This is a genomic window from Sedimentitalea sp. (assembly GCF_039973035.1).
GTDB lineage: Bacteria > Pseudomonadota > Alphaproteobacteria > Rhodobacterales > Rhodobacteraceae > Sedimentitalea.
On record NZ_JBDWLR010000032.1, the window covers coordinates 44452 to 68147 of the forward strand.

Below are 23696 nucleotides of genomic sequence, written 5' to 3' on the forward strand. Positions count from 1 at the left end.
GTCATCACAGGGCTTTGGCCAGCCCTTCAAAGAGCAAGGCCACGGCTTCGGCTCCCGGATCGTTATGGCCGATCAGGTTTTCAGGCGGCACATACGAGGCGCGACCCGCCTTGGCGCGATCCATCGTGGCCGTTGCATCCGCACCCGCCCGCGCGGCGGCTGCGGCTGCGGCAAATCCATCTGGCAACGCCTGCAGCGCGGGGCCAAGCGCGTCGATCATCGTGCGGTCGCCCTTGGCGGCGCCTCCGACTTGGCTGATCCGGTCGAGCCCTGCCATCAAGGCTTGCGATGTGGGTCTGCCATTGGCACAGGCGTCGCCGGTTGCGCCAAAGAAGATCGCAAGGATCACGCCCGATGACCCGCCCATGGTCTGGCTGAGCTCGTTGCCAACCGCGCGGAACAACTGTGTCAGATCGGCCAGCGGCATCCGGTCCAAGGCCCCGTTCAGCGCGCGCGCGGCGGTGGCGAGAGTGCTGCCCGTGTCGCCATCGCCGGATTTCGCGTCCAGCATGTTGAGATCCGTTTCGGCTGATATCAACAGATCACAGGCCTGTTCGATCACGGCGCGGTTTTTTGGATTGCTCGACGGGATCGGTTGTATCGGGCTGAGCCCGTCGGGCAGAGGGCGCGTGGCGACCGGGGTGATATCGACCATTCCGGGCCAGGCGGACAGCTCGACCGGGGCGGCAAGCAGGGTCTTGGTGGTGTCGTCAACGGGCAGTACAGAGACCGAAAACCCATGCATGTCGAGTGATGTCATCAGCGGCGCGGGTCCGATGATGTGCTGCAGATTGGCGGCCTTGGGAGAAGTCGCGAGTTCATGGGCCAGAATACTCATTTCGAGTGGTGTTGTGGAACCAAGATTGTTCAGGAGTGCCACATGCGGTCCGCTGCCGATTTTTGAGGCGAGCCTGTCCAATACAATGTCCATCGCGGTTCTGGCGTCCTTGAACGCAACCTGTTCGACACCTGCCTCGCCATGAATACCTAGCCCAAGTTCGGCCATGCCGGGGGCAATACGGTCTTCCTTGGCAGAACCGGGAACGGTGCAGGTATCCAGCGATTTTCCAATCGACGCCATGTTCGCGATCACGGATTGCGCGGCTTTGGTGATGGTGTCGAGATCGGCCCCATCCTGCGCCATTGCGCCTGCGATCTTGTGGACGAACAATGTGCCGGCCACGCCACGTGATTGTGGCAGGTCGGGCAGGGCGATGTCATCATCGACCACGACCATCGATACCTTGACTCCAAAGGCCCGCGCACGTTCGGCGGCGAGGCCAAAGTTCAGCCTGTCGCCGGTATAGTTCTTGACGATCAAGAGGCATCCCGCCTCGCCAGTGACCGCGAGAATGCCCGCCAGCACCGCGTCAACCGATGGGGAGGCAAAGACTTCGCCGCAAACTGCTGCTGTCAGCATGCCCGCTCCGACAAACCCTGCATGGGCCGGCTCGTGCCCCGATCCACCGCCCGAGATCAATGCGACCTGCGATTTGTCCCAATCCGCCCGGCAGACCACCTTGATGTGCGGATAGCCATCCAGTCGGGACAATGCGCCGCCAGAGGTGGCAATGAGACCGTCAATCGCGTCTGTAACAAGGGTTTCCTTAGCGTTGATGAACTGGTTCATGGTCTCTCCCTACTTAGCGGATGCGATTGCCTTGCGCGTCAAAACACAGCGGATTGCGCGGCGCGATCTTTATGTGCGCGCCGGGCTGATAGTCGGTGTCGGGGGCGGCGATGGTGGTGATGTCATGCCCTTGCAGGGACAGATGCAGACGGGCCTGATCGCCCAGATGCTCGACCCGTTTGATCGTGGCGTCCTGACCTGTGCCCTGAGTGATATGTTCCGGGCGCATCCCGATCCGGTTGGTGCCGGTTGGGACGTTGCCAAAGATGTCGGCAGGCAGGATGTTGATCCGGGGCAGGCCCAGACGGCTGGCGACATAGAGGCTGTTGGGGTTCTCGTAAATCTCGCGCGGGCTGCCGAATTGCACGAGCCTGCCGTTGTCGAGAACGCCGACATGAGTGGCCATGGTCATCGCTTCGATCTGATCGTGGGTCACATAGAGCAGCGTCGCACCGAGCGAGGCGTGGATGCGTTTGAGTTCGATCCGCAGATCGGTGCGCAACTTGGCATCCAGCGAGCCGAGCGGTTCGTCCATCAGATAGATCGAAGGGTCACGCACCAACGCACGGCCGATGGAAACCCGCTGCATTTCGCCACCGGATAGGGCGGTGGCCTTGTTATCAAGCTTGTGACTGATCTGAAGCACGCTGGCGACCTCGGCCACCTTGCGTTCTATCTCGTCAGCCGGGGTGTTAAGGATCGGCGATTTCAGCGGAAAGGCGAGGTTATCGCGCACCGACAGATGTGGGTAGAGCGAATATTGCTGAAACACCATCGCGACATCGCGTTGCGCCGGCGTCTCGGTGCCCACATTGCGCCCGCCGATCCAGACTTCGCCGCTATCCATTGTTTCGAGTCCCGAAATCAAGCGCAGCGTGGTCGTCTTGCCTGCGCCGGTCGGGCCAAGCAGGACAACGAATGCGCCATCGGGGATCGTCATGGTCATATCCGCGACACCGATGTCATCGCCAAAGGATTTCGATAGGTTCTTGAGCATGACTTCAGCCATGGGCGAGCACCTCGTTGTTCAGGGCCGAACGCAGAGCAGCGCCGCTGTTTTCGTCAAATAGGGTGATCTTGCGGGCGTCGAATGTGAGGCCGACGGTTTCGCCGACTGTTGCGGTCTGGGCGCTGTCGATCCGGGCCTTGAGTTCGCCATTCGCAGTTGCCAGCGTGATGATCTGGGTGGTTCCAAGATATTCCGAGGCAAGAACCTCGCCACGATAGGGACCGTTGTCGGTCAGGGTTACGTGTTCGGGACGGACACCAAAAACGAGGTTTCCGGTTGTCCCCTCGATCTGGCGGGGCACGCCGAGGGCCGCACCATTCAGTGACACCGATGTGGACCCTTCGGCAAGGGTGCCGTTGAACCGCAGAAAGTTCATCGACGGAGACCCGATAAAGTCGGCAACGAACATAGTCGCCGGTTTGTCGTAGATTTCCTGCGGCGTGCCGAACTGTTCGACCACGGCATTGTTCATGACGACGATCTTGTCGCCCATCTGCATCGCCTCAAGCTGGTCGTGGGTGACATAGACCGTAGTAGCGTTCATTCGGTCGTGCAGGGCGCGCAGCTCTTCGGCCATATGTTCGCGAAACTCAGCATCCAGTGCGCCAAGCGGTTCGTCCATCATGAACGCCTTGGGATCACGCACAATGGCGCGGCCAAGGGCCACCCGCTGACGATCCCCACCGGACAACCCGCCGACAGGGCGATTAAGGATGTCCTGAATTCCGAGAATGTCCGCGACCTCGTTGATTTTGGCCTTGATCTGCGCGCGGGGCATGCCCTGACTGATCAATGGATAGCTGAGGTTCTTGCGCACGTTCAGATGCGGGTACAGCGCGAACATCTGAAAGACAAAGGCGATGTCGCGCTGGCTGGGTGGCTTTTGGCTGATTTCCTCGCCGTCGAGATAAATCTGCCCCGAGGTCGGCAGCTCCAGCCCGGCGATCATCCGCAGGGTGGTGGTCTTGCCACAGCCCGATGGACCAAGCAGCATGAAAAACTCGCCATCCTCGATGGTAAAGCTGGATTCCCGAACGGCGGTGAAATCGCCGAATTCCTTGCGGATGTTTTCTATGACGATCTGGGCCACGGGGTCAGTCCTTGAAATGGGACACGATGATGAACATCACGGTGCCCACCAATGTGGTGATGAAAGAGTAGGTAAAGGCCCAGAGCACAAACGGCTGCATCAGCATGAACACACCCAGACCGATCAGGATGGTCGCCAGCATCTCCCATGGACCACGGCGCAGGTTCAGCAGGCCGGTGAAAAAGTTGCTCATTTGCGGACCGCTCCGAATGTGATCCCGCGCAGCAAGTGTTTGCGCAAGAGGATGGTAAAGATCATGACCGGCAACAGGAAGATCGTGGCGCCCGCGGCCACGGCGGGCCAGTCAAGCCCACCAACGCCGATGATCGTCGGGATGAAGGGTGGCGCGGTTTGAGCGGTTCCCGAGGTTAGCAGAACAGCAAAGGCGTATTCGTTCCACGCAAAGATCAGGCAGAAGATCGCGGTCGAGGCGATGCCCGTTGCGGCCTGCGGGAGCACGACTTTGTAGAACGCCTGAAACCTTGTGTAGCCGTCGATCAGCGCTGCCTCTTCGTATTCACGGGGGATCTCGTCTATGAATCCTTTGAGCAACCAAACCGCGAGCGAGATATTCACCGCCGTATAGAGCAGGATCATCCCCAGATGGGTGTCTGAAAGGCCCAGTTGCCGGTACATCAGGAATATCGGGATCGCCACCGCGATCGGAGGCATCATCCGGGTACTGAGGATGAAAAACAGCAAGTCATCGGCGAGCGGTATCTTGAAACGTGAGAACGCATAGGCGGCGAGCGTGCCCAGCACGATGCTCAGGAACGTTGAGCCAAACCCGATGATCACCGAATTCAGAAACCGTTCGCCGAATTTGGACGGGCCAGCAATGACCATGTCGTATTCACGGACAATCTCTTCGTACCAGGTTTCTGGCGGGTTCGCTTCGAGGTACTCTTTGGTCTGCCGGGTGCGGGTGGTGAAGAGGTTCACATAGCCTTCGAGCGTGGGTTCAAACACCACCTTGGGCGGATAGGAAATCGCATCGGACGGTGATTTGAACCCGGTCAGCATGATCCACGCCAGCGGCACCATGGTGATCAGCGCATAAAGGATGACCAGCGTGCCGGCGAACCATTTCGACCGGGGGCTGGGTTCGGTGACTGAAAAGCTGCTCATGATACGATGCCTTTGGGGCGTGGTTTGGTCTGGATGGCGAGGTTATGCATGATCACCGCTCTTTCACCTTGTTCAGTGCCTTCACGTAAATGCTCGCAAGACCAAACACGGTGACAAACAAGATGATCGCATAGGCCGAGGCATAGCCGGTGCGCCATTTTTCGAACGCTTCACGCTTGAGGTTGATCGAGGTGAGTTCTGTGGTCGATCCCGGACCGCCACCGGTGAGTTGCACGACAAGATCGAACATCTTGAAGTTTTCGATGCCGCGAAACAGAACGGCCAGCATCAGGAAGGGCAGGACCATCGGGACGGTGATGGTAAAGAACTGGCGGAGTTTTGAGGCTCGGTCGATCTCGGCAGCCTCGTAGATATAGTCGGGAATGGATCGCAGCCCGGCGAGACAGATCAGCATCACAAAGGGCGTCCACATCCAAGTATCAACGATGACAATCGACCACGGGGCGAGATCGACCGAGCCGAGCATCTCGAAACTGGACGCCTCCTTGCCTGTAAAGAATCCGACGACATAGTTGAAAAGTCCGATTTGTGGTTGGTAGAGGAACTTCCAGAAGTTTCCGACTACGGCGGGGGACAGCATCATCGGGAGCACTATAATGGTGGTCCAAAGGTCGTTGCCCTTGAATTTCTTGTTGATCAGGTAGGCCAGCGTGAAACCGATGAGCACCTGAAAGAAGATCGTCCAAAACAGGAAATGCGCGGTGGCCTGCATGTTCAGCCAGATGTCGCTGTCCGTCAGGATCCGTTCATAGTTGCGGGTTCCGATCCATTCGACCGGGCGATTCCGGTTGGCCTTGAAGTTGGTAAAGCTGAGCCGAACGGTCCAGATCAATGGGAAGATATTGATCGCCAACAATAGAAAGATCGTCGGGCCGACAAAAATCCATGCGATTGCACGGTCACTGAGACCTCGTATCTTGCGTGCGACCCCCGGGGGTGTGGCGGCAGCAGCGCGGTTGGCGGTGGTCTCGGACATATCGCTGGATCCGGTGTTCAGAGTGCAGGGAGGGCGTGCCCCGGAATGATTTCCGGGACAGCCGGTCTTAGTTGGCCCTGTGACACAGGGCAGTCAGACGGGTTAGAGCTTGCCTTCGTCCTCAAAGACTTCGGTCCAGTCTTCGATCAGCAGATCAAGCGCCTCTTGTGCCGTGCCCTGATCGGCAACTACGTAGTCGTGCATGCGCTTTTGCATCGCGAGCAACAGTTCGGCATAGGCAGGCTCTTGCCAAAAGTCCTGTACCGCGCCCATGGCGACGAGAAAGTCGCCGGCAAAGGGTGCGCTATCAACAAATGTCGGGCTTTCCAGCACAGCGTTATGCGCCGAATAGCCGCCCAGATCCCACCATTTCTGCTGAATTTCCGGTTGAGCGAACCACTTGATATACTCAAGCGCCGCGTCCTGCTTGTCAGAGTATGACACAACCGAGATGCCCTGACCGCCAAGCGTCGACCCGGCCTGATTCTGCGGCGGGTTCACGAAAAAGTCGATCTTGTCGCCACCGGTATTTGGATCGGCATAGAGGCCTGGAAAGAACGCGAACCAGTTCATCGCCATCGCGACCTGACCGGATTTAAAGGCATCAAGGCTCTCGCCCATGTAGGAGTTGGTATAGCCTGGCGGCGTCGCGGTTTCGTAGAACTCCTTGTAGAACTCCAGAGCTTCGACGGCTTCAGGCGAGTTGACTGCACCCTCCATGTCATAGGAGCCGGGCGTGTTTTCGTATTTGAAACCCCAAGGATAAAGCGCCCCGGTCACACCCATGGTGATGCCTTCGGACCCGCGCTCGGTAAAGATCGCGGCGCCATAGACGGTTTGTCCGTCAATTTCGCGCTCTTGAAAGAACTGTGCGATTTCCAAAAGTTCCAATTGGGTCGTGGGTTCTGCCAGATCGCGCCCCGTTTCTTCTTTGAACGCAGCCTTGATGTCGTCACGCTCGAACCAGTCCTTGCGATAGAACCAGCCGTTCGCGTCGCCCATCGCAGGCAGCGCATAATAGTTGGGCGTGCCTTTGGGCCAAGTGGAATAGGCATAGACAGTCGCGTCGGCAAAATCGCTCATCGCGATGCCCTCGGCGTCGAAAAAGTCGTTCAGTTTGACGTAATGGCCATTCTCGGCGCCGCCACCAATCCACTGGCTGTCCCCGATCAACAGATCGCAGAGCTGGCCGCCGGAATTCAGTTCATTCAGCATCCGATCAGCAAAGTTGGGCCAGGGTACGAACTCAAAGCTCATCGTGTGGCCGGATTCGGCTTCGAATTCCTTGCTGAGTTCGACGAGGGCATTCGCCGGGTCCCAAGCGGCCCAGCAAAGGGTCAGATCATCGGCCTGCGACACGCTTGCAAATGATGCGGCGGCAAGGCTGATCGCACTGGCAGATGCCAGTTTCAACGTTTTCATGAATTTTCCTCCCAATTGAGACGTGGCGACTTCTTCCGGTCCCCGAATCGTCGTTCAGATGATTCAAACGCTAGATGAGGTGCGTACCTCATGTCTATATTTTTCTGAGGTGCGTACCTCATGGTGAGGCGTGATGATCTTTATCATTCTGATATCTAATGAAATTGGAAGGCGCGGAATTTTCTGGCAGTTACAATTATAGCGAGGACTGCGGTATCCCGGCAATGACGGCGGCAGCGATTTTACCGGAGCCGACGCGTCCCTCAAACGGTGACGCAGGTGGTTCAAAACGACGCAATTCTCGCTTGATAGCCAAGTATACTTGCTCTGATGATCGAAAACTGTTAGCGCTATCATTGATGCCAACATAGAGATTCTGTGCGAACTTGGCGGGCCTGTTTCGGAAATGACATCAGGTTTGCCGCGCCCGAGGAAATTGCAGGCGTGTGTAACAGTGTGTGGTCAGGGGAAAGTAAAACGTTGCCAATGGCCCTCTTTTTCATCCAATCTTTGTAGGCCCTGTTCTGTGGGAGGAAGTCCAGAATGCTCTTGTGTTGTGGCGAAGCGTTGATCGACATGATCGAGTCCCGAGGGGCTGATGGCAGGGTTTCCTACTCGGCCCATGTCGGAGGTGCGATATTTAACACCGCCATTGCGTTGGGACGGCTGCGTATCAGTCCGGGTTTTCTCTCCGGACTATCGCAAGACATGTTCGGCACCCAACTGCTGGAGGCGCTGAAGGCGTCGCATGTTGATGTTTCCCATGTGATCCTGTCGGACCGGCCGGCGACACTGGCGTTTGTTCAGCTGACCGATGGCCACGCGGTCTATACGTTTTATGATGAGAATACGGCCGGACGCATGCTTGATCCGTCCGAATTGCCGGAGATTCCTGAAACCGTCAACGCGCTCTATTTTGGCGGCATCAGCCTGATCAGCGAGCCCTGCGGTGAATTCTATGCTGCGTTGGCAGAACGCGAGGCGGCTGATCGCGTGATCGCGCTGGACCCGAATATCCGACCCGGATTCATCCGTGACGAACCACGTTATCGCGCGCGTCTTGAGCAGATGCTCGGATTGGCGGATATCGTCAAGGTTTCCGATGAGGATTTGAACTGGATCGTGCCGGGATCGGGGTCTTTGGCGGAAAAGATCGACGAAATTCGGGCCAGAGGCGCAAAGCTGGTCATTCTGACCAAAGGCAGCGCCGGAGCCTCGGGCTGGTTGCAAACCGGTGGCGAAACCTCGGTCGTGGCGCAGCGGGTCGAGATGGTCGACACCGTGGGCGCCGGCGATACGTTCAACGCTGGCGTGCTGGCGCATTTGCAGCAAGCGGGCGCACTCGACAAGGCCGCGCTAAGCGATATTGGGCCCGATTTGCTGCGTGACGCATTGGCATTCGGCACCCGTGTTGCCGGAGTAACCGTGTCGCGGGCCGGGGCGAACCCTCCCTGGGCGCAAGAGCTCGAATGAATACAGATATACCTAGAACACTTACGTGCGGCGAACGCGCCCCACCTATCCGGAACAGGACACACAGATGCCCGATACGCTGAGAGTAGATTTTGACCAACCGGCGCTGACCCAATCGATGCTGCGCCATCTGCGCAGTTCGCTGGGCAAGGACCCGGAACATGCGACCACTTATGATTGGCGAATGTCGCTGGCGTTGTCGCTGCGCGATATGGTCGTTGAGCCATGGTTCGCTTCGACGCGGCGCACATACGAGGCCAAAGGCAAGAGGGTCTATTACCTGTCGATGGAATTCCTGATCGGCCGTCTGATCGAGGACGTCGCAATCAATCTCGGCGTGGAAGAGATGGCGGCGGCCGCACTTGCGGAACTTGGTCAGGACTATGACAGGATTGTTGCAGATGAGCCGGATGCGGCGCTCGGCAATGGCGGACTCGGGCGGTTGGCCGCCTGTTTTCTGGACAGCTTGTCGACATTGGGCATTCCGGCCTATGGCTATGGTATCCGCTACGAGCACGGGCTGTTTGAGCAGCATTTCAAGGACGGTGCACAAATCGAGACAGCCGAGAAGTGGCTGGCGCAGCGACATGCCTGGGAGTTCGAACGCCCTGAAGTGTCGATCCCCATTCACTTTGGTGGCTACGTCAGCAAATGCGGCGAGAAATGTGTCTGGCACAGCGACGAAACCGTTCTGGCGCAGGCCTATGATACGCCAATTGTCGGTTGGCAGGGCAAGTGGGCGAACACGCTGCGTCTTTGGGCTGCGAAACCGGTAAAGCTGTTTGATCTCGAAAGCTTTAACCGTGGAGACTACCTTGGCGCGTCTCAGCCCGAGGCGTTGGCACGCACGATCAGCCGTGTACTCTATCCGGATGACACGACCGACAAGGGTAAGGAACTGCGACTGAAGCAGGAGTATTTCTTTACCGCAGCCTCGATCCAGGACCTGTTGCGCCGGTTTCTGGCCGAAGGGTTCGAGATCGACACCCTGCCGGACCACGTGGCAATCCAGCTAAACGACACGCATCCCGCGATTGCCGGACCGGAACTGGTGCGGATACTGGCGGATGATCACGGTCTCACGATGGCGCGCGCGATTGAAATCGCCCGCAAGACGCTGGCCTATACCAACCACACCTTGCTGCCCGAGGCGTTGGAGCGCTGGCCCGAGGGGCTGTTTGCGCGCATTCTGCCGCGCCATCACCGCATCATCGAGATCATTCAGGACGCCCATTTCGCCGCCGCCGGAACGAAGGTCACGATCATCGAACACGGTCAGGTCAAGATGGGTGAATTGGCTTTTGTCATGGCGCACAAGGTCAATGGCGTGTCGGCGTTGCATTCTGAACTGGTGAAGGAAACCGTGTTCCATGATCTGCACGTTGCCTATCCCGATCGGATCATCAACCAGACCAACGGTATCACACCGCGTCGCTGGCTCTATTCCTGCAACCCGGCGCTGCGGTCGTTGATCGACGATACCATCGGTCAGGGTTGGGCAGATGATCTGGAGCGGCTTACCGAACTGCGGCCCAGCGTCGAGGATGCGGCATTCCGCGAGGCTTATGGAGCTGCCAAGCGTAGCAACAAGGAACGGCTGGCGGATTGGCTGAAAACGCGCGACGGGGTCATCGTGAACCCGGATGCGATGTTTGACACGCAGATCAAGCGCATCCACGAATACAAACGCCAACTGATGAACATCCTCGAGACGATTGCCCTCTGGAATGACATCAAGGACAATCCGAATGGCGACTGGACACCACGGGTCAAAATCTTTGGCGGCAAGGCGGCACCCGGTTATGTCATGGCCAAATCGATCATTCATCTGATCAACGATGTTGCCAAGACGCTGAATGACGATCCGAAGACCCGCGAGCTTTTGCAGGTGGTCTATCCAGAGAACTACAACGTCTCGATGGCGGAATTGCTGATACCGGCCTCGGATCTGTCTGAACAGATTTCGACGGCTGGCAAAGAGGCATCAGGTACAGGCAACATGAAACTGTCCCTGAACGGCAGCCCGACGATTGGCACGCTGGACGGGGCCAATGTGGAAATCCGCGATCACGTCGGAGCCGAGAACTTCTTTCTATTCGGCCTGACCGCGCAAGAGGTGACAGAGCGTCGGGAGCAACCGGGTTATGCCCGTGCGGCCATCGGGGCCAGCCCGCGCCTGACCCGCGTTCTGGGGCAGATCGCAGATGGCACGTTCTCGGGTGGTGACAGCGATCGCTATGCCGCGTTACTGCGCAATGTCTGGGATCACGACTATTTCTTGGTGACCTGTGACTTTGACAGCTATTTCGACACTCAGCGTAAGGTCGATGCCGTTTATCGCGATCCAGAGGCGTGGACGCGGATGGCGGCACTGAACACGGCCGGCATGGGGTGGTTTTCGTCTGATCGCACGATCCGGGGGTATGCGACAGACATCTGGAACGCGCGCTCGCTGAAGGTGTGAGAACGACAAGGGGGGAGCAAGTCAATGATCCGAACTGAGGACGCACAGGCAATTGCAGAGGGGCGGTTTTCCGACCCGTTTGCAGTGTTGGGCCTGCACGAGATCGACGGCAAGCTAAGTGTGCGCTGTTATCATCCGGATGCCGACCGGGCCGAGGTCTTGGATGCCAAGACCGGCCGCCGGATCATGACGCTGGAAGGTCACCCGGACGCGCCGGGCTTGTTTCATGGTATCGCGGCGCGACGCCGAAAACCCTTTGCCTATCGCCTGCGCTTTGGTGCCGGGGATGAGGTGTGGGAGGCGCAGGACCCTTATCGTTTTGGTCCGGTTCTCGGCGAGATTGATGAATACCTGATCGGCGAAGGTGCGCATCAGCAGCTTTGGAAGGTATTGGGAGCCCACTTGGTGACCCACGAGGGCAGCGAGGGAACCCATTTTGCAGTCTGGGCACCCAACGCAAGCCGTGTTTCGGTCGTTGGCGCGTTCAATAACTGGGACGGTCGCCGCAATGTCATGCGACGCCGTGGACAGACAGGGGTTTGGGAATTGTTCCTGCCCGACGTTGGTGAAGGCGCGGTTTACAAATACGAACTTTTGGATGGTGCTGGCGGGCTGTTGCCGCTCAAGGCGGATCCGGTTGGGTTCGGTTCGGAGCATCCGCCGAAAACGGCGTCGGTGGTGCGGGAATTGGACCGGCATGACTGGCTGGATGCCGACTGGATGGCAAAGCGTCAGTCGCGGCATCGCCCGGACGCGCCGGTTTCGATCTACGAAGTACACTTGGGCAGCTGGCGCCGCGTACCGGAAGACGGCAATCGCCCGCTGTCCTATCAGGAACATGCCGAGCAACTGGTCGGTTATGCCAAGGACATGGGGTTCACCCATATTGAGTTGATGCCAGTGTCTGAATTCCCGTTTGACGGCTCGTGGGGTTATCAGCCGGTTGGACTATTTGCACCGACCATTCGACACGGTACGCCCGAAGAGTTTCAGGCCTTTGTCGACGCCTGCCATGGCGCCGATATGGGGCTGATCCTGGATTGGGTTCCGGGCCATTTCCCGACCGATCAGCACGGGCTGGGCCAGTTTGATGGCACCGCGCTCTATGAACACGCGGACCCCCGCGAAGGGTTCCATCAGGATTGGAGCACGCTGATCTACAACTACGGGCGTCGCGAGGTTGCCAATTATCTGACCGCCAATGCGCTGTACTGGATGCAGGAACACCACGTTGATGGGCTGCGGGTCGATGCGGTGGCGTCGATGCTGTATCGCGACTATTCGCGCGAAGCAGGGCAATGGGTGCCCAACGAACATGGCGGTCGCGAGAACCTCGAGGCGATCGCGTTCATGCAGCAGATGAATACCCTGACCTATGGGGCGGACGCCGGTATCATGACGATCGCCGAGGAAAGCACCGCCTTTCCGGGGGTGAGTGCGCCAGTCGATGCGGGCGGGCTTGGCTTTGGGTTCAAGTGGAACATGGGTTGGATGAACGACACGCTGTCCTACATCAGCGAGGATCCGATCAATCGCAAATACCATCATAACAAGCTGACGTTCGGCTTGCTCTATGCTTTCTCCGAAAATTTTATCCTGCCAATCAGCCATGACGAAGTGGTGCATGGTAAAGGCTCTCTCTTGGACAAAATGCCGGGCGACGGGACTACCAAGTTTGCCAATCTGCGGGCCTATCTGGGTTTCATGTGGGGTCATCCCGGCAAGAAACTGTTGTTTATGGGCTGCGAGTTTGCTCAGGGTCGCGAGTGGAACCACGACTCCAGCCTTGATTGGCATTTGCTGGATCATCCCGACCACAAAGGCATTCAGACGCTCGTGCGCGATTTGAACAAGGTCTACCGGGACATGCCGGCGCTGTATCAACGCGATGCACAGCCTGGCGGGTTCGAGTGGGTCGAAGAACACGCGGCCGATGAATCGATCATCGCTTGGGTGCGCCATGGCGAGGACGGCGTACCTCCTGCTTTGATCGTCACCAACTTTACGCCGGTTGAACGATCTGACCGGCGGATCGGGGTGCCGCGTGCGGGACACTGGGTCGAAAAGCTGAACACCGATGCCGAGCAGTATGGCGGCGGCAATCGCGGCAATATGGGCGGCGTGAACAGCGACGAGATCGCTGCCTCGGGGCGCGCGCATTCGCTGAATCTGACGCTACCGCCGCTCTCGACGCTGATGTTCGAGTTGCAACCTGAGTGATTGAAAACGAACCGGGGCTGATTTGCCCGAATTGGGGGAGAATGAAATGGATAACGAATCTCAGCGGTTGGCCGCACAGACGATGGCCTTTGTGCTTGCGGGCGGACGTGGCAGCAGGCTGTACGAACTGACCGACCGGCGCGCCAAACCAGCGATGTATTTCGGCGGCAAGACGCGGATCATCGACTTTGCGCTGTCCAACGCAGTGAACTCCGGCATTCGGCGGATCGGGGTCGCGACCCAATACAAGGCGCACAGTCTGATCCGGCACCTGCAACGCGGGTGGAGCTTTTTCCGGGCCGAGCGCAATGAATCGCTTGATATCCTCCCAGCATCCCAGCGACTTGACGAAGAGAACTGGTATCGCGGTACTGCAGATGCGGTTTGGCAGAACAAGGATATCATCGACGGCTACGCCCCGAAGTACATCGTCGTTCTTGCCGGAGACCACATCTACAAGCAGGATTATTCGCGCATGATCCAGCACCACGTCGAAAGCGGCGCGGACGTGACCGTGGGCTGCATCGAAGTGCCCCGGATGGAGGCCAGCGGATTTGGTGTCATGAAGGTCGACACCAACGACAACATTCTGGATTTCGTAGAAAAACCCGCCGATCCCCCGGCGATGCCAGGCCATCCGGATATGGCACTGGCCAGCATGGGCATCTACGTCTTTGAAACCGAGTATCTGCTGGATCTTCTGGAGCAGGATGCGGCCAATCCAGAATCGACACAGGATTTTGGCGGCGACCTCATTCCTTCGATCGTAAAGAACGGCAAGGCGGTCGCGCACCCATTCAGCAGGTCCTGTGTTCGTTCGGGGCTGGAGAAAGAACCCTATTGGCGGGATGTCGGCACGGTCGATGCGTTCTGGCGCGCGAATATCGACCTGACCGATTTTGTGCCGGAACTCGATATCTACGACACCGAATGGCCGATCTGGACCAACTCGGAACTGACGCCCCCGGCCAAGTTCATCCACAACGAAGAAGGCCGACGCGGATTGGCCGTGTCGTCGATGGTATCCGGTGGCTGTATCATTTCAGGGTCGAGCCTTGAGCGCTGTCTGCTGTTCACCGGGGTCAAGACGCATTCGTTTTCGCAACTCGAAGGCGTTGTGGCGATGCCATATGTCGAGATCGCGCGTAAAGCGCGGTTGAAAAACGTGGTTATTGACCGGGGTGTTATCATTCCTGCTGGCCTCGTTGTGGGTGAAGACCCCGAGCTTGATGCGAAACGGTTCCGGCGCACAGAAGGTGGGGTGACCTTGATCACCCAGCCCATGATCGATGCGCTGGACGACTGACGGAATGACCCGATGAAACTGCTCTTTTGCGCCTCTGAATGCGCGCCCTTTGTGAAAACCGGTGGTCTCGCCGACGTGATCGGTGCCGTGCCAAAGGCGCTTTCCGGCATGGGGGCAGAGGTCCGTGTTCTGATGCCCGCGTACCCGGCGCTGGCGGATGTGCTGGCGACAGGGAACGAGGTCAAATCGTACCCTGAGTTCTTTGGTGGGTCCGCACGGCTGGTGGCGGTATCGGCAGAAGGGATTGACCTGCTGTTGCTGGATGCGCCGCATTTGTATGACCGGCCGGGCACGATCTATCTCGACCCCAATGGGCATGATCACTGGGACAACCACATCCGGTTTGGTGCCTTGTCAAAGGCGGGGGCAGATGTCGCGCTGAATGGTGTCGCGGAGTGGAAGCCCGATCTGGTCAATGCGCATGACTGGCAAGCAGGGTTGGTTGCCGCCTATCTGCGCCAAAGCGGAGAGGCCGCACCGCCACTTGTCACTACAATCCACAACATCGCCTTTCAGGGCCTGTTCGGACCGGAGGCGATGGAGCCGCTGGGTCTTGATCCGGCGCTGTTTGATACCGACGGTATCGAGTTCTACGGCCGGGTCGGATTTCTCAAGGCGGGACTGATCTTTAGCGATGCGATCACCACTGTCAGCCCGACCTACGCCCGCGAGTTGCTGACGCCAGAGTTTGGTATGGGGCTTGAGGGGCTGTTGGGCGCGCGGCAGGCGCATTTGACCGGCATTCTCAACGGTATCGACCTTGATGCGTGGAACCCCGAATCCGATCCGGCGTTGCCCGCAACCTTTGGCATGCGCAGCCTTGGCCGCAAGGCGCAGAATCGCGAGGCCTTGCGCACCCGCTTTGCTCTGTCACCCGAGGCCAATGGGCCGCTGTTTTGTGTCATCAGTCGCCTGACCGGGCAAAAAGGTCTGGATATGCTGCTCGACTGCCTGCCCGGTCTAGTTGCAAGAGGGGCGCAATTGGCGTTGCTTGGTTCGGGTGATGCAGCGCTGGAAAGGGGCTTCATCGAGGCTGCGGCGCAGCACCCTGGCAATGTCGGTACGATTATCGGTTATGACGAGACCCTGTCGCATCAATTGCAGGGCGGTGCTGATGCTATTCTGATCCCGTCGCGGTTTGAACCCTGCGGGCTGACGCAGCTTTATGGTTTGCGCTATGGCACTTTGCCTGTTGTCGCCCGAACGGGGGGGTTGGCCGATACGGTGATCGACGCCAACCACGCGGCGTTGCAGGCGGATTGCGCCACGGGCGTACAGTTTTCGCCGATCACTGCCGCCGGTCTCGATCAGGCGATTGCACGCACCTGCGAGCTTTTTGCGCAACCCAAGGTCTGGGCCGCGATGCAGCGGCGCGCGATGCGGCATCCGGTCGGCTGGGATCAATCTGCGCAAGCTTACCTTGATCTGTTCACCGGCCTCATCGAAGAAGCGAAATGACCGGGTATCGCCTTACGCGTGGCGCTCCTTATCCACTTGGTGCGCGACATGATGGAAACGGTGTGAACTTTGCGGTGTTTTCCGAGAACGCCAACGCGATCGACCTGTGCATTTTCTCCGAGGATGGTGAGACAGAAACCGCCCGTTTGGCATTGCCCGAGCGCACCGGCCCGGTTTGGCATGGATATCTGCCGGGTCTGCCAGTGGGTTCACGCTATGGATTTCGCGCCCATGGTCCGTATGACCCTGAACGCGGTCATCGGTTCAACCCGAACAAGCTGTTGATGGACCCATATGCGCGTGAACTGCACGGCACCTGGGGCAATGATCCTGCCATGCTCGGGTATGAGGCAGAGGCACCGAATGCCGATCTGTCGTTTGATACCCGCGACAGTGCGCCCTTTGTGCCAAAATCGGTGGTGTCAGATCCCGCATTCTTTGCGCCAAGGGTCAAGGGCGGGCACAAGGCCGGGGCTCGCGATCTGATCTATGAGGCGCACGCAAAGGGGCTGACACAGGTGCACCCGGACGTGCCGGAGGCATTGCAAGGCACGTATGAGGGCTTGGCGTCGGACGCGATGATTGCCCACTACAAACGCTTGGGCGTGGGTGCCGTAGAACTGTTGCCAGTACAGGCCTTTGTCGATGACGGTTTTCTGGTCGAGAGCGGACGGCGCAATTACTGGGGTTACAATTCCATCGGCTTCTTCACGCCCGAGCCCCGGTATTTTGGCCCCGAGGGCATGGCCGGGTTCCGGCGCATGGTCGACCGACTGCACGAGAACGAGATCGAGGTCATTCTCGACGTGGTTTACAACCACACCGCAGAAGGCGATCAGGCTGGCCCGACGCTCAGTTTTCGGGGGTTGGACAACGCGTCCTACTATCGGCTGAGCCGTGGACAGCCACGATATTATGTAAATGACACGGGGTGCGGTAACACCCTGAACATCGCGCATCCCTATGTTCTGCGTATGGTGCTGGACAGCTTGCGGTTCTGGGTCGAAGCGTTTGGTATTGACGGATTTCGCTTTGATCTGGCGACGGTGTTGGGCCGCGAGGAACATGGGTTCGACCCAAGCGGGCGGTTCTTTGCGGCATTGCGGCAGGACCCGGTGCTCGCCGATGTGCGGATGATTGCAGAGCCGTGGGATATCGGGCCGGGCGGCTACCAGTTGGGTGCGTTTCCACACGAATTTCGCGAATGGAATGACGGGTTCCGGGATTCGGTCCGGCGTTACTGGCGCGATGATGACCACGCCACGCAAGATCTGGGCGGGCGATTGCTGGGTTCTGCCGAGAATTTCGATCATTCCGGCCGCCGATCATGGACGTCGGTCAATTTCCTTGCGGCACACGATGGCTTCACCTTGGCTGACACCACCCGCTATGCCCACCGCCACAACGAGGCCAATGGCGAAATGAATCGCGACGGGCACGGTTCGAACTTTTCGGACAATTGCGGAGTTGAGGGTGAAACCGACGATCCAGCGATCATTGCCCGCCGCCAGCAACGCCAGCGCAACATGTTGGCCACGCTGTTTCTGGCACAAGGCACGCCGATGTTGCTGGCAGGCGATGAGGTGTCGAATTCGCAACGCGGCAACAACAACGCCTATTGTCAGGACAACGAGACCGGCTGGGTGTCATGGGACGAGGCGGATGAAGAGATGTGCGCCTTTGTTGCGCATTTGTCCGCGTTTCGCGTTGCGCACAGCGCCGTACGGCAGACCCGGTTCTTGCACGGCGGTATCCGGCCCCGTGATGGCTTGGTGGATGTGGAATGGTCCGATTTCTCTGGCGGGCCGGTTCAGTGGCGTGATCCGCAACTGGCCAATTTCTGTTTGACGTTGCGCTGTTCGGCCGAGGCTCCAGACTATGTGCCGGATCTGGATACGGTGTTTGTCGCCTTCAATCGCAGCGAAGAAGGTTTGCCGGTAGAGTTGCCAGACACACCCAAGGACATGATCTGGGTGCGCGAGATCGACACCTGCACGGCAGAACAGGCTGAAACGGCTGTCGGAGGAGACGCGCCCATTGTCGGCGCGCGCTCGGTCAGCGCGTTTGTCCTTGTATCGGCAGTTTCGGAATGAGCCGGGATAACGCATTGCGCGAACTGGGTGATCTTCTGGGAATCCTTCCTGTCTTTTGGGATATGTCTGGGCAGGAACGCGTGACTACGCCAGAAACCTATGCCGCGCTGGCCGGGGCCATGGGCTATGATACCCATGATGCTGCACTGCCCGACATCATCGCCGATTTGCACCAGACATTTGCCGATCAGCGCTTTCCCATTGAGACTGTTGTCGAGGCCGGAACATCACTGAGGCTTGAGTTCGGTGCGGGGCATGACTGGAGCCTGAGGCGGGCCGAGGATCGGACGCCGATCATCGCTGGAGTGGGCGAGGTTACGCTGCCGCCTCTTGAGCCGGATGTCTATGTATTGAGCTTGATTGACGGAGACTATGCGCAAGACGTGACGGTATTGGCTGCGCCCCGGCGCCTTCCTCAGGTGGTCGAGACAACCGGGAAGGACAAGATTTGGGGCATGTCCGCCGCGCTTTATGGGTTTGTATCCGAACGCAATGGTGGGTTGGGCGACTACGACGATCTTGCACGCGCTGCCGAATGTGTTGCACGACACGGGGCGGCGTTTCTGGGTATCAACCCGGTGCATGCAATGGGCCATGCGGATACCGGCGCGTTCAGCCCCTATTCGCCGTCGCATCGTGGATTTCTGAACACGGCACATATTGCGCTGGATCAGGTCTCGGATGCCCCGACTGAAGCCTCTGCCGATTTGCGGGCTGCGCCAATAGTTCCTTATGCGGCGCACAAGCACGCCCATCAGGCCGCGCTTGAGACGGCGTGGCAGGCGTTTCGCACACATCCAAATGCCGAGTTTGAGGCGTTCTGTCATGCCAGCGGCACAGAGCTAAGCCGGTTCGCAGCGTTCGAGGCGTTGACCGAGCTGCACGAACTAGATTGGCGTCTTTGGCCTGCCGGGGTGACTGTCGATCAGGCACCGCCCGAGCGCGTGCGCTTTCACAAGTGGTTGCAATGGATCGCGGACGGCCAGCTTTCGCAGGTTCAACGGCGTGCAAGCACAGCAGGGATGGCATTGGGCCTCTATCTTGATCTTGCGGTCGGGTCGAGACGCGACGGGGCCGAAGCCTGGTGCGAAGCGGATGTCGTTGCGCAGGGTGTGTCGCTCGGAGCGCCCCCCGACCACCTGAGCCCGGGCGGGCAGGCGTGGTCACTGGCCGCGTTCAATCCGCATGCGTTGCGCGCTGCGCATTACGGGCCGCTGCGGCGCATTCTGGCGCAAAACATGCGCTATGCCGGGGTGATCCGCATCGATCATGTGCTGGGTCTGAACCGCAGCTATTGGGTGCCTGATGACGGTTCCGCCGGGGCCTATGTCAGGCAGCCGTTCGAGGCGCTGATCGCATTGATAAAGATTGAGGCCGCCCGCCACGGGACGCTGGTGATTGGCGAGGATCTGGGGCTGGTGCCTGACGGTTTTCGTGACACGATGCGCAGGCATGGGTTCTATGGCTATTCGGTTCTGCAATACGAAAAGGACGAGAGCGGCTTTCGCACCCCCGGAACGCCGTCGCCGCAGGTTTTATCGTGTTTCGGCACCCATGACACGCCCACCCTTCAGGGGTACGCGCGAGGGCGCGACATTGACTGGTGGCAACAGCTCGGATGGATCGACGGCGATGCGGCATCGCACGAGCGCGCACAACGGTCGCGTGATGTGGCGAACCTGCAAGGGGATGCTCCCGGTATCCAGTGCGCGGTCCATGGTTGTCTGGCGGCGTCGCCTGCCGAAATGGTTTGCGTTCAGCTTGATGACGTCCTTGGCACGGTCGAGGCGCAGAACCTGCCGGGAACGGTGGATGAACATCAGAACTGGCAGCGGCGCTATGCCGTCTCTGTCGCAGCGCTTGAAACGCATCCCGAATTGACAATGATTGGTGCCTGCATGGCAAGGCATGACCGCAGGACGTCCAAAATAACCGAAGGAGCCGAAGCATGACCATTGAGACCGTGAACATTGCTCCGTTTGAGGGGCAGAAACCGGGCACATCCGGGCTGCGCAAGAAAACCCGCGTTTTCATGCAGGAACACTATCTGGAAGCGTTTGTGCAATCAGTATTCGACGCTATTGGCGGCGGAGAGGGCAAACGCTTTGTGATTGGCGGCGACGGGCGATATTTCAACAAGCGGGCGATCCAGACAATCATCAAGATTGCGGCGGCGAATGGCGCGACCGGGGTGATCGTCGGTCAGAACGGATTGTTATCGACGCCTGCCGCGTCGAATCTGATCCGGCAGAACGAAACTGACGGAGGTTTCATCCTTTCGGCAAGCCACAATCCCGGCGGCATCGACGAGGATTTTGGGGTCAAGTTTAACGCCGCCAATGGCGGCCCCGCGCCCGAAGGGCTGACCGCACAAATATTCGAGGCTACGAAGTCGATCGCAACCTATCGCATCTTGCGGGCGGATGATGTCGATCTTGCTCAGATTGGCGAATCCAACCTTGGAGACATGAGTGTCGAGGTCGTCGACCCTGTTGCGAGTTATCAGGCGCTGATGGAGCAGCTGTTTGATTTTGACGCAATCCGGGGGCTGTTTGCGGGCGGCTTTACCATGCGGTTTGATGCCATGCACGCGGTCACCGGGCCATATGCCACCGCCATTCTGCAAGGTGCCCTCGGGGCGCCCGAAGGAACGGTGGTCAACGCGATCCCATCCGAGGATTTCGGCGGCGGCCATCCCGACCCGAACCCGATCTGGGCGAAAACGCTGATGGACCTGATGATGTCGGACGACGCCCCGGATCTGGGAGCGGCATCAGATGGCGACGGGGATCGCAACATGATCGTGGGGCGCGGGGCCTATGTGACGCCGTCAGACAGCCTCGCGATGCTGGCCGCAAACGCGCATCTTGCGCCGGGTTACAAGGCCGGGCTGGCGGGGGTCGCGCGATCGATGCCCACCAGCGGAGCCTGCGACAAGGTGGCGGAGAAGTTAGGTATCGCCTGTTTTGAAACGCCAACGGGCTGGAAATTCTTTGGTAACTTGCTGGATGCCGGACGCGCCACGCTGTGTGGTGAGGAAAGCGCCGGAACCGGGTCGGACCATGTGCGCGAAAAGGATGGGCTGTGGGCGGTTCTGTTATGGCTGAATATTCTTGCAGCTCGCGGTCAGTCAGTCGCCGAGATTCAACAGGCGCATTGGTCCGAGTTTGGGCGCAACTATTACTCGCGTCACGATTTTGAGGCAGTGCCAGAGCCGGATGCCAATGCATTGGTGAACGGGATCATCACGCGGATCGACGAACTGCCCGGACAGAGCTTTGCCGGAATGACGGTCGAAAAGGCGGATGAGTTCGCCTATCGCGATCCGGTCGATAACTCACTGTCAGAGCATCAGGGGTTACGTATCTGGTTTGATGGTGGCGCGCGTGCTGTGCTGCGCCTGTCAGGCACAGGGACCGAAGGTGCAACGATCCGCCTGTATCTCGAACATTACCGTGCCGAAGGCTCTGTCGAAGGGCGCAGTACGGCAGAGGCGTTGGAACCTTTGCGGCAGGCTGTTCTGGAACTTGCCGGGTTTCAGCGGCATATCGAGCGTGTCGATCCCGACGTGATCACGTGATGCCGTCTGGCGAGACAGCGGCCTTCAACCGCCTTGCCTGAGTTCCCCGATCTGGTCGCTGCACCGAAAATTATCGTGCTCCTCTTGGGATGCGCGTGTTGGCCCCGTGGTCGATCAATGGAAGGCAGGCAGGGCAGTAACCATACGACGTTACAGAACCGTCGCTGAAACGTGAGTCAAATTGGTTTGGCGGATCGGTGGTTGCCGACTACTTCAGGATAAACAAGTTACGGAGTATTCATGGCCCATCGCTGGAACAACGATCTGACAATCAAAGACGCGACACCTGAAAACGTCTTTCTGAACCGGCGCCAGATTCTGGCAGGCGCTGCGTGGCTGGGACTTGGCAGCATTGCGGGCCCGCTTGCGGCGAGCACCGAACTGGAGCCGAACAGCTGGGAAGACATCACCAGCTACAACAACTTTTATGAATTCGGAACCGGCAAGACTGATCCTGCCGCCTACGCCAGCGCACTGACCACGTCGCCGTGGAGTGTGACTATCGACGGTTTGGTGGATCGCCCCGGGCAATATGACTTCAACGATATCATGTCGGAAATGACGGTCGAGGAACGCATCTATCGGCTCCGCTGTGTCGAAATGTGGTCGATGGTGGTGCCCTGGAACGGGTTCGAACTGGCCGATCTGCTGGCATTGGCCGGGGTGAAGGACGAAGCACGTTACGTTGCATTTGAAACCGCGCTGCGACCGGAGGAGATGCCCGGGGTCAACAGGCCTGTCATCGAATGGCCCTATGTCGAGGGGCTGCGTCTGGACGAAGCGCTGCATCCGTTGACGATCATGGCGACTGGCCTCTATGGCAAGCCGATCCCCAACCAGAATGGCGCGCCCCTGCGCCTCGTGGTGCCGTGGAAATACGGGTACAAGTCGATCAAGTCGGTGGTACGGATCAGCCTGGTCAAGGACGAGCCGCCAACCAGCTGGGGCGAATACAGTGCGAGCGAGTACGGTTTCTACAGCAATGTGAACCCGAACGTGGATCATCCGCGCTGGTCGCAGGCACACGAACGCCGGGTCGGTGGAGGCTTGTTCTCCAAGAAAACTCCGACGCTGATGTTCAATGGATATGAAGAAGACGTGTCGGCGCTCTATGAAGGCATGGACCTCGCGAAATATCACTGACGTGTTTGTCGCCCGAATAAACGGCGCGCTGAGGCGGATACCGGTGTGGGCCGTCTATGGGGCCGGCTTGTTGCCGCCGCCGATCCTGTTTTGGATCGGCGCGACCGGTGGCCTGGGTGTTGAGCCGATCAAGGCACTCGAACATGAACTGGGTGAACTGGCGCTACAGTTTTTGATTGCGGGATTGGCGATCACCCCTCTGCGCCGCTTCGCCGGGGTTAACCTGTTGCGGTTTCGCCGGGCAATCGGATTGCTGACCTTCTACTATGTTGTCTGCCATCTCTTGGTTTGGCTGGTTCTGGATGTTCAGATCCTCGGGCAGATTTGGGCGGACATCGTTAAGCGCCCTTACATAACAGTCGGTATGGCGGCCTTTGTCCTGATGATCCCGCTGGCGATCACTTCGAACAACTGGTCGGTGCGACGGCTCGGCGCTTCGTGGCGACGTTTGCACCGACTTGTATATGTCGCGGCGGTGCTGGGAGGTTTGCACTTTGTGATGTTGTCGAAAGGGCTGCAAATCGAACCGCTGCTATATCTCGGCACGATCCTTTTGCTTCTCCTTCTACGTCTTCGTTTTTTCGGTCGTGGTGTCTTGGTATGATTCTTGGGGATGATTGTTGGCGAGTCGGGTGTTGTGAGTCGTGATTGTTTTGGTGTGATTGGGTGTGTCTTGGGGGTAA

The 23696-nt window shown here is 58.7% G+C and carries 17 protein-coding genes; 10 read left to right on the forward strand and 7 right to left on the reverse strand.

Features of this window, described 5'->3' with window-relative positions; genetic code table 11:
- Positions 1-4: 4 nt before the first annotated feature.
- From ABJO75_RS07605 to ABJO75_RS07635, 7 genes are all read right to left on the reverse strand, one after another.
- Positions 5-1630 (reverse strand): dihydroxyacetone kinase subunit DhaK, encoded by a 1626-nt coding sequence (locus ABJO75_RS07605; protein WP_348125780.1) that lies wholly within the window; start codon positions 1628-1630, stop codon positions 5-7.
- Positions 1631-1643: 13 nt separating this feature from the next.
- Positions 1644-2639 carry an ABC transporter ATP-binding protein gene (locus tag ABJO75_RS07610; RefSeq protein WP_348125782.1) on the reverse strand — a complete coding sequence of 332 codons (996 nt, stop codon included), beginning with the start codon at positions 2637-2639 and terminating at the stop codon, positions 1644-1646.
- The gene (locus ABJO75_RS07615) at positions 2632-3729 is read right to left on the reverse strand and encodes an ABC transporter ATP-binding protein (protein WP_348125784.1); all 1098 of its coding nucleotides are present in this window, start codon (positions 3727-3729) and stop codon (positions 2632-2634) included. The genes ABJO75_RS07610 and ABJO75_RS07615 overlap by 8 nt, the downstream gene beginning before the upstream one ends.
- 4 nt (positions 3730-3733) lie before the next feature.
- Positions 3734-3922: a hypothetical protein gene (locus ABJO75_RS07620; RefSeq protein ID WP_348125787.1), complete on the reverse strand. Its 189-nt coding sequence runs from the start codon at positions 3920-3922 to the stop codon at positions 3734-3736.
- Entirely contained in the window at positions 3919-4857 is a 939-nt protein-coding gene (locus tag ABJO75_RS07625) for a carbohydrate ABC transporter permease (protein ID WP_348125788.1), read from the reverse strand. Before ABJO75_RS07625 ends, ABJO75_RS07620 begins: the two co-directional genes overlap by 4 nt.
- Before the next feature lie 52 nt (positions 4858-4909).
- Positions 4910-5854 carry a sugar ABC transporter permease gene (locus tag ABJO75_RS07630; protein WP_348125789.1) on the reverse strand — a complete coding sequence of 315 codons (945 nt, stop codon included), beginning with the start codon at positions 5852-5854 and terminating at the stop codon, positions 4910-4912.
- Positions 5855-5956: 102 nt separating this feature from the next.
- A complete protein-coding gene (locus tag ABJO75_RS07635; protein ID WP_348125791.1) occupies positions 5957-7276 on the reverse strand; it encodes an extracellular solute-binding protein in 1320 nt (439 codons plus the stop codon).
- A 543-nt stretch (positions 7277-7819) separates the two neighbouring features.
- Between ABJO75_RS07635 and ABJO75_RS07640 the strand changes: the two genes are divergently transcribed.
- The 10 genes from ABJO75_RS07640 (at position 7820) to msrQ (ending at position 23617) form a co-directional block, all read left to right on the forward strand.
- Entirely contained in the window at positions 7820-8749 is a 930-nt protein-coding gene (locus ABJO75_RS07640; protein WP_348125793.1) for a carbohydrate kinase, read from the forward strand.
- Between the two features lie 67 nt (positions 8750-8816).
- Positions 8817-11213 carry a glycogen/starch/alpha-glucan phosphorylase gene (locus tag ABJO75_RS07645; protein ID WP_348125796.1) on the forward strand — a complete coding sequence of 799 codons (2397 nt, stop codon included), beginning with the start codon at positions 8817-8819 and terminating at the stop codon, positions 11211-11213.
- 24 nt (positions 11214-11237) lie between these two features.
- Positions 11238-13433, forward strand: coding sequence for a 1,4-alpha-glucan branching protein GlgB (glgB, locus tag ABJO75_RS07650; RefSeq protein WP_348125798.1), 2196 nt, complete (start codon positions 11238-11240; stop codon positions 13431-13433).
- A 46-nt stretch (positions 13434-13479) separates the two neighbouring features.
- Positions 13480-14739 carry a glucose-1-phosphate adenylyltransferase gene (gene glgC, locus ABJO75_RS07655; RefSeq protein WP_348125800.1) on the forward strand — a complete coding sequence of 420 codons (1260 nt, stop codon included), beginning with the start codon at positions 13480-13482 and terminating at the stop codon, positions 14737-14739.
- Positions 14740-14751: 12 nt separating this feature from the next.
- Positions 14752-16197 (forward strand): glycogen synthase GlgA, encoded by a 1446-nt coding sequence (gene glgA, locus ABJO75_RS07660; RefSeq protein ID WP_348125802.1) that lies wholly within the window; start codon positions 14752-14754, stop codon positions 16195-16197.
- Positions 16194-18290: a glycogen debranching protein GlgX gene (gene glgX / locus ABJO75_RS07665; protein ID WP_348125805.1), complete on the forward strand. Its 2097-nt coding sequence runs from the start codon at positions 16194-16196 to the stop codon at positions 18288-18290. Before glgA ends, glgX begins: the two co-directional genes overlap by 4 nt.
- Positions 18287-20242 (forward strand): 4-alpha-glucanotransferase, encoded by a 1956-nt coding sequence (gene malQ / locus ABJO75_RS07670; protein WP_348125807.1) that lies wholly within the window; start codon positions 18287-18289, stop codon positions 20240-20242. The genes glgX and malQ overlap by 4 nt, the downstream gene beginning before the upstream one ends.
- Entirely contained in the window at positions 20239-21870 is a 1632-nt protein-coding gene (locus ABJO75_RS07675; RefSeq protein ID WP_348125809.1) for an alpha-D-glucose phosphate-specific phosphoglucomutase, read from the forward strand. Before malQ ends, ABJO75_RS07675 begins: the two co-directional genes overlap by 4 nt.
- 240 nt (positions 21871-22110) lie before the next feature.
- Complete coding sequence (gene msrP, locus ABJO75_RS07680; RefSeq protein WP_348125811.1) at positions 22111-23013, forward strand: protein-methionine-sulfoxide reductase catalytic subunit MsrP; 903 nt, start codon at positions 22111-22113, stop codon at positions 23011-23013.
- Positions 22982-23617 (forward strand): protein-methionine-sulfoxide reductase heme-binding subunit MsrQ, encoded by a 636-nt coding sequence (gene msrQ / locus ABJO75_RS07685; RefSeq protein WP_348125813.1) that lies wholly within the window; start codon positions 22982-22984, stop codon positions 23615-23617. Before msrP ends, msrQ begins: the two co-directional genes overlap by 32 nt.
- Positions 23618-23696 lie beyond the last annotated feature (79 nt).

What these genes read in the sequence shown, in the direction of transcription:
- msrP (WP_348125811.1), top strand. Translation starts at nt 22,111, where the DNA reads ATGGCCCATCGCTGGAACAACGATCTGACAATCAAAGACGCGACACCT.
- glgC (WP_348125800.1), top strand. Translation starts at nt 13,480, where the DNA reads ATGGATAACGAATCTCAGCGGTTGGCCGCACAGACGATGGCCTTTGTG.
- ABJO75_RS07640 (WP_348125793.1), top strand. Translation starts at nt 7,820, where the DNA reads ATGCTCTTGTGTTGTGGCGAAGCGTTGATCGACATGATCGAGTCCCGA.
- msrQ (WP_348125813.1), top strand. Translation starts at nt 22,982, where the DNA reads ATGAAGGCATGGACCTCGCGAAATATCACTGACGTGTTTGTCGCCCGA.
- ABJO75_RS07635 (WP_348125791.1), bottom strand. Translation starts at nt 7,276, where the DNA reads ATGAAAACGTTGAAACTGGCATCTGCCAGTGCGATCAGCCTTGCCGCC.
- ABJO75_RS07605 (WP_348125780.1), bottom strand. Translation starts at nt 1,630, where the DNA reads ATGAACCAGTTCATCAACGCTAAGGAAACCCTTGTTACAGACGCGATT.
- ABJO75_RS07645 (WP_348125796.1), top strand. Translation starts at nt 8,817, where the DNA reads ATGCCCGATACGCTGAGAGTAGATTTTGACCAACCGGCGCTGACCCAA.
- ABJO75_RS07625 (WP_348125788.1), bottom strand. Translation starts at nt 4,857, where the DNA reads ATGAGCAGCTTTTCAGTCACCGAACCCAGCCCCCGGTCGAAATGGTTC.
- malQ (WP_348125807.1), top strand. Translation starts at nt 18,287, where the DNA reads ATGAGCCGGGATAACGCATTGCGCGAACTGGGTGATCTTCTGGGAATC.
- glgX (WP_348125805.1), top strand. Translation starts at nt 16,194, where the DNA reads ATGACCGGGTATCGCCTTACGCGTGGCGCTCCTTATCCACTTGGTGCG.
- ABJO75_RS07610 (WP_348125782.1), bottom strand. Translation starts at nt 2,639, where the DNA reads ATGGCTGAAGTCATGCTCAAGAACCTATCGAAATCCTTTGGCGATGAC.
- ABJO75_RS07630 (WP_348125789.1), bottom strand. Translation starts at nt 5,854, where the DNA reads ATGTCCGAGACCACCGCCAACCGCGCTGCTGCCGCCACACCCCCGGGG.
- glgA (WP_348125802.1), top strand. Translation starts at nt 14,752, where the DNA reads ATGAAACTGCTCTTTTGCGCCTCTGAATGCGCGCCCTTTGTGAAAACC.
- ABJO75_RS07675 (WP_348125809.1), top strand. Translation starts at nt 20,239, where the DNA reads ATGACCATTGAGACCGTGAACATTGCTCCGTTTGAGGGGCAGAAACCG.
- ABJO75_RS07620 (WP_348125787.1), bottom strand. Translation starts at nt 3,922, where the DNA reads ATGAGCAACTTTTTCACCGGCCTGCTGAACCTGCGCCGTGGTCCATGG.
- glgB (WP_348125798.1), top strand. Translation starts at nt 11,238, where the DNA reads ATGATCCGAACTGAGGACGCACAGGCAATTGCAGAGGGGCGGTTTTCC.